The organism is Hydrogenophaga sp. 70-12 (assembly GCF_001897365.1).
Lineage (GTDB): Bacteria > Pseudomonadota > Gammaproteobacteria > Burkholderiales > Burkholderiaceae_C > Hydrogenophaga > Hydrogenophaga borbori.
The window spans coordinates 1-11,401 of sequence record NZ_MKSS01000208.1 but is presented as its reverse complement, the minus strand read 5'-3'; the positions used below and the strand labels follow the sequence as shown (position 1 = coordinate 11,401).

The 11,401-nt window shown below is 75.7% G+C and carries 3 protein-coding genes; all 3 read right to left on the bottom strand.

Annotated features, from left to right (window positions below):
- Nucleotides 1-1,122: beta-ketoacyl synthase N-terminal-like domain-containing protein (locus BGO22_RS12540; protein ID WP_286851096.1), on the bottom strand; the 1,122-nt coding region annotated here is incomplete at its 3' end.
- 26 nt (nt 1,123-1,148) lie between these two features.
- Entirely contained in the window at nt 1,149-7,907 is a 6,759-nt protein-coding gene (locus tag BGO22_RS12535) for a type I polyketide synthase (RefSeq protein ID WP_070398026.1), read from the bottom strand.
- On the bottom strand, nt 7,900-11,401 hold a 3,502-nt coding region (locus BGO22_RS12530), incomplete at its 5' end, for an SDR family NAD(P)-dependent oxidoreductase (RefSeq protein ID WP_286851094.1). The genes BGO22_RS12530 and BGO22_RS12535, both read right to left, overlap by 8 nt.

The following is an 11,401-nucleotide window of genomic DNA, read 5'->3' as shown; positions in this document are numbered from 1 at the left end:
CATGAGCGGGCGCTCGCGCGGGCGCTCGCCGAAGACCTGGTTGAGCGCCTTCATCTCGATCGGGTCGCCCAGCGGCGTGCCGGTGCCGTGCGCCTCGACGTAGCCGATGTCGCCCGGCTGCAGGCGCGCGTTGGCCAGCGCGGCGCGGATCACCGCCTCCTGCGCGGCGCCATTGGGCGCGGTGAGGCCACTGCTGCGGCCGTCCTGGTTGAGCGCCGAGCCGCGCAGCACGGCCAGCACGCGGTCGCCGTCGCGCTGCGCGTCCGACAGGCGCTTGAGCACCAGCACGCCGCAGCCCTCGCCGCGCACGTAGCCATCGGCCGAGGCGTCGAAGGTCTTGCAGTGACCGTCGAAGGACATCATGCGGGCGCGCGAGGTCAGCACCGCGCCGTTGGGCGCCAGCGTGAGGTTGACGCCGCCCGCGAGCGCGAGCTCCGCCTCGCCGTTGCGCAGCGACTGGATGGCCCAGTGGATGGCCACCAGCGAGGACGAGCAGGCGGTGTCCACCGCCACGTTGGGGCCGTGCAGGCCGAAGAAGTACGACAGGCGCCCGGCCGCCACGCTGTGCGCGGTGCCCGAGGGCGTGTAGGCGTCGCCGTGGCAGGGGCCGCGCTCCTCGTTCATGAGGCCGGCGTAGTCGCTGGTGGTGATGCCCATGTACACGGCGGTGCGCGAGCCCGCCAGCGACGAGGGCGCCAGGCCCGCGCGCTCCAGCGCCTCCCACGACACCTCCAGCAGCAGGCGCTGCTGCGGGTCCAGGCTCACGGCCTCGCGCGGCGAGATGCCGAAGAAGGGCGCGTCGAAGCGGTCCACGCCCTCGACGAATGAGCCCCAGCGCGTGTAGCTCTTGCCCATCGCGTCGGGGTTGGGGTCGTAGTAGCGCTCCACGTCCCAGCGGTGCGGCGGCACCTCGGTCACGGCGTCGCGGCCGCTGTGCAGCAGCGACCAGAAGGCCTCGGGCGTGTCGGCCTGGCCGGGGAAGCGGCAGCCCATGCCGATGATGGCGATGGGTTCGCTGCGGGCCTGTTCCGCGGCCGCCAGCTGGGCTTTCAACTGGTCGATGGCCACCAGCGAGCGCTTGAGCAGCGCGGCGTGGTCGGTGCCTTGGCGGGGTTCGGTCACGGTGTTTCCTAAAGGTATGGGTCGCTTCAGCCCAGGCCGTCGAGGCGGCGCATCAGCTGCTGGGCCAGCTCGTCTTCCGACAGCTCGTCGAAGGAGCCGACATCGGGAGCGGCCGCGGGGGTGGGCGCGGCGGTGGGCGCGGGGTTGGGCACGGGCACCTGGGGCGCCGGCGCGCCGGCCGCGGGCATGAGATCGGCGAACACCTCGCGCGCCAGGTGCTCGGTGAGCGCCGCGACGCTGGGGTGGTCGAAGGTGAGCGTGGCCGGCAGGGTGCGCCCGACCGCCTGGCCCAGGCGGTTGCGCAGCTCCACCGCCATCAGCGAGTCCAGGCCGAGCTGGCGCAGGGGTTCGGTCACGTCCAGGTCTTCGCCGCGCTGCAGGCCCAGCACCTTGACGGTGAGCTGGCGCACGTGGTCGCGCAGCAGGGTTTTGCGCCGGTTCGCGGCGGCCGATGCCAGGCGCTCGCGCAAGGACGGCTCGGGTGCGGCGGCGGTCTGGCCGGGCGCCGGCACCTGGCCGGGCCGCGCCAGCCCGCGCAGCAGCTCGCCGAACAGCGGCGGCGCGCCGTCGGCCAGGTGCGCCCAATCGCTGTCCAGCACGGCCAGCTGGGCGTTCGGGAACAGCGCGCCGGGCGCGGACCGGCGCATCGCGTGCTCGAGCGCGGCCAGGCCGTCGGCGGGTGCGATGGCGCGCAGCGAGCCGGGCTTGTCCAGCCGGCGGTCGGCGGCGGCGCCGATCTCCGCCCAGGGGCCCCAGTTGATGCTGACGGTGGGCAGGCCGCGCGCCTGGCGGTACCAGGCCAGCGCGTCCTCGAAGGCGTTGGCCGCCGCGTGGTTGGACTGGCCGGCCGGCCCCGCCACCGAGGCGCCCGAGGAGAACAGCACCAGGAAGTCCAGGTCCGGGCACAGCGTGTGCAGGTTCCAGCTGCCCCGCACCTTGGGCCCCATCACGGTGGCGAAGCGCGGCCAGGTCTGCGCCGCGATGACGCCGTCGTCCAGCACGCCGGCCGCGTGCACCACGCCGGCCAGCGGCGCCAGCGCGGCGGCCTCGGCCAGCACGCGCTGCAGGTCGGCGCGGCGCGCCACGTCGCCGCGCGCGGCCAGCACCTGGGCGCCCTGCCCCCGCAGGCCTTCGATCACCGCCAGCGCGCGGGCGTCGGGCGCCTGGCGGCCCATCAGCACGAGGTGGCGCGCGCCCCGCTCCACCAGCCACGCGGCCACGCGCAGCCCCAGGCCGCGCAGGCCGCCGGTGACGAGGTAGGCGCGGTCGGCGGCGAGGCGCGTCGGGCCCCCGGCCGGCGCGGTGGCCGCGTCGTGGCGCACCAGGCGGCGCGCCAGGCGAGCGCCGCCGCGCCGCGCGATCTGGTCCTCGCGCGAGGGCGATTGCAGTTCGTCCGCCAGCTGGCGCGCCGCCTCGGCGTCTCCGCTGGCGGGGTCGAGGTCGAGGCGCACGCAGCGCAGCTCGGGGTGCTCCACCGCCACCACGTGGCCCAGGCCCCAGGCCGTGGCCTGGGCGGCGTCGGCGCTGTCGTTCGCGCGCGCGGCCTGCGCGCCGCGCGTGACCAGCCACAGGCCCGGCGCGCCGTCGGCGCTGCCCGCCTGGGCGGCCAGGGTCTGCACCGTGGGCAACAGCCCGCCGATCAGGCGCTGCTGCTGCTGTTCGACGGCGTCCGGGTCCAGCGCCTCGTCCAGGCGCGCGTCCAGCGGCTGCAGTTGCACGACGCCCTGCCAGGGGCCCTCGCCCAGCGCGGCGGCCAGGCCGGCCGGGCCCTCGGCCAGCACGCGCACCTCGTCGCCGCGCGCGCGCAGTTCGCGGGCCAGCGCCTGCTGCAGGCCCGCCGCGTCGGGCAGCAGCAGCCAGCGCCGCGCCGCGTGGGCCTTGGCCTCGGCCAACGGCTGGCGGGCCAGGAACACGGCCTGCTGTTGCAGCACGGGGTGTGGCGTGTCGCCGGGCAGCGCGGCCGGCTCGCCCAGGCCGTGCTGTTGGAACAGATCGAGCCAGGCCCCGCGCGGCATCAGCGCGTACTGGCGGCGCTGGGTGTCGGCGTAGGCCCACCAGCCCTCGAGCAGGCCCACGGTGAGGTCGCCGAAGCGCTGGGGCGTGGTGCCCTCCAGCAGCACCAGGGTGCCGCCGGGCGCCAGCAGGCGGCGCACGTGGTCCATGGTGGTGTCGAGGTCGGGCGTGGCGTGCAGCACGTTGGCGCCGATCACCACGTCGTAGGCGGCCTCGGCGAAGCCCTGCCCGGCGGGCGCGGCGCCGATGTCGAGCACGGCGTAGCGCATGAAGCCGTGGGCGGCGAACTTCTCGCGCGCGCGGTGCAGGAACAGCGGCGACACGTCGGTGAAGGTGTAGTCCAGGTTCGCCGTGGGCAGGCGCGAGAGCACGTGGTGCGTGGTGCTGCCGGTGCCGGCGCCGATCTCCAGCACGCGCAGGGGCCGCCCGGCGGGCCAGGCCGCGGCGATGGCCGCCAGCGCGTCGGCGATGAGGGCGTTGTAGACCTGGGCCGGTGGCGAGTGCTGGTACAGGCGCTCGGTGTCGGCCAGCGAGCCGCCCGGGAACAGCAGGGCCAGCGGGTCGGCCTGGCCGCGCAGCACCGCCGCGAGTTCGCGCGCGCAGCGCGCGGTGAGGTTCAGCTCGGCGTCGCAGTCGGCGAAGCGCGCCAGCAGATCGTGGTACCGCGCCTCGGGGTCGCCGGCCCCGGGCCAGTGCCGCACCGAGTAGCCACCGGCATCGCGCGCGAGCGCGCCGTCTTCCACCAGCATGCCCAGCATGCGCTCGAACAGGCGGCCGTGGCGCGGCAGCACGCCCAGGCGCGTGGCGAGCGCGGCGGCGGGGCCGAGGGCTTCGCCAGGACGCGGGTCCAGGCCCAGGCCATGCAGGGCCTGGCGCACGTAGTCGGCGGCCAGGGCGTCGAGTTCGGGCAGGAAGCCGGCGTAGCGGTCCAGGCCGTGCTGGCGCGCGAGTTCGTCCACGCGCGGGCCCAGGGCCTGGGCGATGGCGACGGGCGAGGCCGCGCCGGCCGCGTTCGGCGGCAGCTCGCGCCACACGATCTCATGCAGCATGCGGCGCACGCTGGCCGGCACGCGGCCCTGCGGCGCCAGGGCCTCGGGCCGCGCGCGCTTGAAGTGCATGCCCTCGAACCGGGCCAGCACCGCGCCCGCGTCGTCGAGCAGCGTGAGGTCGGCGCTGAAGGTCTCTGCCCGGGCCGGGTCGCGGCCTTCGCCGGGGCGCAGCCTCACGTGGTTCCAGACCGCGCGCCCCGGCGCGCGGTCCAGGTGGATGCGGTCGACCTGCAGCAGCAGGAAGGCCTGGTCCAGGGTCGCCCCCTGCTGGGGCAGGCCGGCGCCGATGACGTGGAAGCAGGCGTCCAGGCAGGCGGGGTGCCACAACAGGCCGGCCTCGGGCGACAGGCCGTCGGGCCAGGACAAACGCGCCAGCACCTCGCCCTCGCCGCGCCGGATCGACTCGACGCCGCGGAACAGCGGGCCGAATTCCAGGCCCAGGGTCTTGAGCCAGCCGTAGTAATGGTCCACGTCGATGGCCTCGCCCAGGCGCGCCGCGATCGCGGCGGGCGCCTCGTGCGCGGGCACCGACGCGGTGGCGGCCGCGAGCCGCGCGCTGGCGTTCACCGGCCAGCCGCCCCCCTCGGCGTCGAAGGCGGCGATGCGCAGGGCGCTCACGCCCGCCTCGGGCGCGCCAAGCACCAGTTGCGCGCGCACCGGTTCGTCGCCGTGGAGTGGCATCGCGCGGTGCACCACGAAATCACGGATCTCCACGGGGCCGTCGCCGAACTGCCGTTGCGCGGCGGCGCGCGCCATTTCCATGTACACGGGCGAGGGCAACAGCCAGCGGCCCAGGATGCGGTGGTCGCGCAGCCAGGGCTGGACCGCCAGGCCCCAGCGCGTCTCGAACAGGCGGTCGCTGGTGAGCGACTGCGCCACCTCCCTGCCCAGCAGCGGGTGCAGGGCCGCGGGCCGCGGCTCGGCGCCGCGCGCGGGCGCGTGGTCGTCTGGCGCCCAGTAGCGCTCGCGCTGGAAGGGGTAGCCCGGCAGCGCGACACGGCGGCGCGCGCGGCCGGCGTCGAAGGCCGTCCAGTCGATGGCGGCGCCCAGGCCGTGCAGGCGCGCCAGGCTGCCGAGCAGGCTCTCCCAGTCGCCGCGCCCTCGGCGCAGCGAGGGCAGCCAATGGCGCTGGCCGTCGCCCGAACCTTCCGGCAGGCAGGCCTGGCCCAGGCCCAGCAAGGTTGGGTGCGGGCCCACTTCCAGAAAGACCTCGACGCCCGCCTGCGCCAGCGCCTGCACCGCGGGCGCGAACTGCACCGCCTCGCGCACGTGCTCGCGCCAGTAGCCGGGCCGGGTGATGGCCTCGCCCACCGGGCGGCCCGTGAGGTTGGAGATCAGCTCGATGCGCGGCGCGCGCAGGTCCACCGACGCCACCAGCCGCTCGAACTCGGCCAGCATGGGCTCCATCAGCGGCGAGTGGAAGGCGTGCGACACCTTGAGCCGCGAGCAGCGCAGGCCCTGGGCCTGGCATTGCGCCTCGACCGCCTCGATGGCGCGAAGAAGGCCCGAGACCACCACGTTCTGCGGCCCGTTGACCGCGGCGATGGACAGCTCGCGCGGCCAGGCCCCGATGAGCGCGGCCACGCGCGCGGGCTCGGCCATCACCGCCAGCATGCCGCCGTCGCGCGGCAAGGCGCCCATCAGGCGGCCGCGCGCCGCGATCAGCTGCAGCGCGTCGTCCAGGCCGAACACGCCGGCCACGCAGGCCGCCACGTATTCGCCCACGCTGTGGCCCATCACCGCCGCCGGCCGCACGCCCCAGGACAGCCAGAGCTGCGCCAGCGCGTACTCCAGCGCGAACAGCGCGGGCTGGGTGAAGGCGGTGTCGTCGATGGCGCCGTCGCCCTCGGGCGCGAACAGCACCTCCAGCAGCGGGCGCGGCAGCTGGGCGTCGAGCCCGCCGGCGCAGCGCTCCAGCGCGGCGCGAAACACCGGCTCGCTGGCGAAGAGCTCGCGCGCCATGCCGGCGTGCTGCGCGCCCTGGCCAGTGAACAGAAAGGCGATCTTGGGCGCGCGCGCGCCGGCCGTGGCGGCGAACACGCCGGGCGGGTCCTCGCCCGCGAGGTGGGCGCGCAGGCGCAACGCGGCCTCCTGCGGCGACGCCGCCAGCACCGAGAGGCGGTGCGCGAAGGGCGCGCGGCCGGTGTTGGCGCTGTAGGCGAAGTCCGCCAGCGAGGCGCCGGCGCCGTCGAGCGCCTCGGCGTAGGCCGCCGCGAGGGCGCGCAGCGCGCCGTCCTGGCGGGCCGTGGCGGTGAGCAGGTGCAGCGGCCGGTCGGGGCCGGCAGGGGCTGGGGCGGGCGCGGGTTCGGGCGCCTGCTCCATCACCAGGTGCACGTTGGTGCCGCTGAAACCGAAGGAGCTGACGCCGCCCAGGCGCGGGCCGGTGCCGCCGGGCCAGGGCGTGAGCGCGGTGGGCACGCGCACCGCCAGATCGTCCCAGGGGATGTAGGGGTTGAGCGTTTGCACGTGCGGCTGGCCGGGCACCTGGCCGTGGCGCAGGGCCAGGGCCAGCTTGATCACGCCGCCCACGCCGGCCGCCGCTTCCATGTGGCCCACGTTGGCCTTGACCGAACCCAGCAGCAGCGGCGCATCGCCCGCCTGGCGCGGCTCGCCCAGCACCTTGGCCAGGGCCTGCACCTCGATCGGGTCGCCCAGCGAGGTGCCGGTGCCATGCGCCTCGACGAAGCCCACGCGCGCCGGGTCCACGCGCGCGTCGGCCAGGGCCTCGCGCAGCACGGCCTCCTGCGAGGGGCCATTGGGCGCGGTGAGGCCGTTGCTGCGGCCGTCCTGGTTGGCCGCGCTGCCGCGGATGAGCGCGACGATGTTGTCGCCCGCGGCCTGCGCGTCGGACAGGCGCTTGAGCACCAGCACGCCGCAGCCCTCGCTGCGCACGAAGCCGTCGGCGCGCGCGTCGAAGGTCTTGCAGCGGCCGTCGGGGGCCATCATGTGCGAGCGCGACAGCGCCACGCTGACGTCGGGCGTGAGGATCAGGTTGACGCCGCCAGCGAGCGCGGCGTCGCACTCGCCGCGGCGCAGGCTCATGACGGCCTCGTGGATGGCCACGAGCGAGGATGAGCAGGCGGTGTCGATCGACAGGCTGGGCCCGCGCGTGCCCAGCACGTAGGACAGGCGGCCCGAGGCGATGCTGTGCGCGATGCCCGAGGCGGTGTAAGCGTCGAAGCTCTCCTTGCCGCCGTCGCGCAGCAGCTGGTAGTAGTCGCCGGCCGACATCCCGATGAAGACGCCGGTGCGGCTGCCCTCCAGACGATCGGCCGGGATGCCGGCGTGCTCCAGCGCTGCCCAGGCCACCTCGAGCAGCAGGCGCTGCTGCGGGTCCATGCTGCGCGCCTCGCGCGGCGAGACGCCGAAGAAGTGCGGGTCGAAGCCGTCCACGTCGCCCACGAAGCCGCCCCAGCGGGTGTTCATCTTGCCCGGCGCATCGGGGTCGGCGTCGTAGAAGTCGTCGATGGCCCAGCGCTGCGGCGGCACCTCGGTGATGGCGTCCACGCCGTCGCGCACCAGGGTCCAGAAACGCTCGGGCGTGTCGGCCCCGCCGGGGAAGCGGCAGCCGATGCCGACGATGGCGATCGGCTCGCGCGCGCCGCTGCCGCCGGCCTCGGCGAGCCGCGCCTCCAGCGCCGTCACGCGCTCCTGCAGCCCGTCGGCCAGCAGCGCCAGGCGCTTGGGCGAAAAGTGGCTGATGCGTTCGAGGAAGTCAGACATCCGATTGCTTTCTCTGCAGCTTCTTCGCGAACAAGGCCTCGATCTCCTCGTCGCTCAGGTCATCGATGGCCTCGACCGCGCCGCTGGCCGTGGGCACGGGTGCGGCGGCGGCTTCGGTCTCGGCCTGCGGCGCCAACAGCTGCCCGATGTACCCGGCCAGCGCGTCCAGCGTGGGGTAGTCGAACACCAGGGTGGCGGGCAGGCCGCGCGCCAGGCCCAGGTCCTTGCCCAGGCGGTTGCGCAGGTCCACGGCCATCAGCGAATCCAGGCCCAGTTCGTTGAGCGGCTGGCGCGGGTCGATGCGGCGGGCGTCGGCCACGTCGACCACGCGCGCCACATGCTCGCCGACGAAGGCCAGCAGGCGCTCGGCGCGCTGCGCGCCCGGCAGCCCCTTGAGTTCGTCGGCCAGCGAGGCGCCGCGCGCGGGCGCCGGCGCGCTCGCCGCGCGGGGTGCCTCGCCGTGCGTGGCGGCGCGGAAACGCTCCAGCAGCGGCGGCACGCCCGCGTCCAGGAAGCGCTCCCAGCGCACCGGGAACACGCCCACGCTGGCGGCCTCGCCGCGCATCAGCGACTGCAGCAGGTCCAGGCCCATGCGCGGCGTGATCGCATCGATGCCGCGCGCGCCCACGCGCTGGTCCACCGCGCGGTCGGCGGCAGCGCCGACCTCGCTCCAGGCGCCCCAGGCGATGCTCAGGCCCGGCAGGCCTTGCGCGCGGCGGTGCAGCGCGAGCGCGTCGAGGAAGGCGTTGGCGGCCGCGTGGTTGCCCTGGCCGGACGAGCCCAGCAGGCCGGCCACCGAGGAATACAGAACGAAGAAGTCCAGCGGCCGTTCGCGCGTGAGCGCGTGCAGGGCCCAGGCGCCCTCCACCTTGGGGCCCAGCGGGCGCGCGAAGCGCTCCCAGGTCTGCTGCTGCAGGGCGCCGTCTTCCAGCACGCCGGCGCTGTGAATGACGCCGCGCAGCGGGTGGTCCTCGCCGATCAGGTCCAGCACGCGCGCCACTTCGTCGGCGCGCGACATGTCGGCCTGCACCAGCTTCAGCTGCACACCGAGCGCGCGCATGGCGTCCAGCGTGGCCAGGGCGGCCTCGCCGGGCGCGCGGCGGCCCACCAGCACCAGGTGGCGCGCGCCCTGCTCGGCCAGGCGCATGGCGCTGATCAGGCCCAGGCCCGACAGGCCGCCCGTGACCAGGTAGCTGGCCTCGGGCGACAGCGATTCCATGCAGGCCTGCGCCGGATCGTGGCGCGTGAGCACCACCTTGCCGGTGTGGCGCGCCTGGGCCATGAAGCGCAAGGCCTCGGCGCCGCGCGCCAGCGGGAAGGCGTGGTACGGCAGCGGGCGCAGCTCACCCGCGTTCACCAGGCCCATCACCCGCTCGAACAGGGCCTGGGCGGCGGCCGGGTCCTGGTAGCGCTGGGCGTTGAGGTCGATGGCGTGGTAGCGCGCCTGGGGGCGCTCCTGCGCGAAGCGCTCGGGCGTCCAGATGTCGCGCTTGCCGATCTCCAGGAAAACGCCATCGGCCGCCAGGCAGCGCACGCTGGCCGCGATGAAGTCGCCCGCGAGCGAATTGAGCACCAGGTCCACGCCGCGGCCCTGCGTGAGGCGCAGCACCTCGTCGGCGAAGTCCAGCGTGCGCGAGTCCATGACGTGGTCGACGCCGAGCGCGCGCAGCGTGGCGCGTTTGGGCTCGCTGCCGGCGGTGGCAAACACCTGAGCGCCCGCGCGCCGCGCGAGCTGGAGGGCCGCCATGCCCACGCCACCGGCCCCGGCGTGGATGAGCACGCGCAGGCCCGGACGCAGCCCGCCGAGCGTGTGCAGCGCGTGCCAGGCGGTCATGAAGGCAAAGGGCAGCGTGGCCGCCTGGGCGTAGCCCATGCCGCGCGGCAGCGGCGCCACGTGGCGTTCCTGCGTGGTCACGTGGCTGGCGAAGCAGGCTTCGCCCGTGGCCACCACCGCGTCGCCCACGGCGAAGCGGGTGACGCCCTCGCCCACGCGCACGATGCGCCCGGCGCACTCGCCGCCCAGGGGCTCGGGGTCGTCGCGCAGGGCGACGGCGTTCATGATGTCGCGGAAGTTCAGGCCGGCCGCGCGCACCGCGATCTCGACCTCGCCCGGGCCGGGCGCGCGCCGCGCCATCGGGCGCAGCGCCATGTCGTCGAACACGCCGCTGGCGGCCTTTTCCAGTCGCACCGGCGCGTCGTCGGCGGCCGCCAGCGGGAAGGGCGCCAGGCGCGCCACGTGGCGCTGGCCGCCGCGCAGCGCAACCTGGTCCTCGGCATCGGCCGTGGCCAGCGCGCGCAGCAGGCCCTCGGCCATCGCGGACACATCGGCCCGTGGATCGAGATCGACGCAGCTGGCGCGCCACTCGGGGTGCTCCAGCGCGATGACCTTGCCCAGGCCCCAGGTCGGCGCCTGCGCGGCGTCGACCGCGTCGGCGCCATCGACGGCCATCGCGCCGCGCGTGGCGATCCACAGGCGCGGGGCGGTGGCGAACGCGGTGGCGCCCATGGCCTGCACCAGGTCCAGCAGCGAGCCCAGACCGGCGCGCAGCGAAGGCACCACGGCACCGGCCTGGGCCGGGGGTGTGTCGAGGCTGCCGAGGTGGACCACGCCCCGCCACTCGGCGGCCGCCAGGGCCTCGCGCAACGCGGCGGCGTCGGCCCCGGTGGCGGCGCTCGCGGGCCGCAGGTCCACCACCTGGCCCGCGCCACGCAGGCCAGCGGCCAGGGCATCGCCCACGCCTTGTTGATCGGTCAGCAGCAGCCAGCGCCCGCCCGTGGGCATCGGCTCCAGCGCTTCCACCGGTTTTCGCGCGGCCAGCAGCACCTCGCGCGAACGCGGGTCGGGCGCATCGATGGCGGCGGCCTCGAAGCCCGTCTCGGCCAGCAGCGACAGCCAGCGCTCGCGCGACAGCAGCGGCTGGCGGGGCCGCAGATCGGTGTCGGTGAAGCGCCACCAGCCTTCGGTGAGGCCGAAGGTGATGTCGATCCAGCGCTCGTCGCCGGCCACCTCCAGCATCAGCAGGGTGCCGCCGGGCGCCAGCGCGCCGCGCAGGCGGCCCAGGGTGCGGCGCAGGTCGGCGGTGGCGTGGACCACGTTGGACGCGATCACGAGGTCGAAGCGGCGCCCGTCCAGGCCCTGCGCGGCCAGGTCCTGCTCCAGGTCCAGGGCCTGGAAGGCCATGAAGCGGTGCGCCGCGAAGGCCTCTTTCGCGCGCGCCACCATCGAGGGGCCGACGTCGGTGAACAGGTAGTCGCAGCGCCCGGCGGGCAGCGCGGGCGCCAGCCAGGCGGTGGTGCCACCGGTGCCGCCGCCCACCTCCAGCACGCGCAGGCGCTGGCCCGGGGGCAGTTGGCGCAGCGCGGCGCGAACGGTTTCGCGCACCAGCTGGTTGTAGGCCTTGGCCTCGGGGGCGTCGCGGTACAGGGCCTCGGCGAGGGCGGCCGAGCCGTCGGGGAACAGCCGGTGCAGCGGGTCCACCGCGCCGCGCAGGATG

Excerpts from the sequence above, each read along its gene's own strand:
- BGO22_RS12535 (WP_070398026.1), bottom strand. The coding sequence starts at position 7,907 with ATGTCTGACTTCCTCGAACGCATCAGCCACTTTTCGCCCAAGCGCCTG.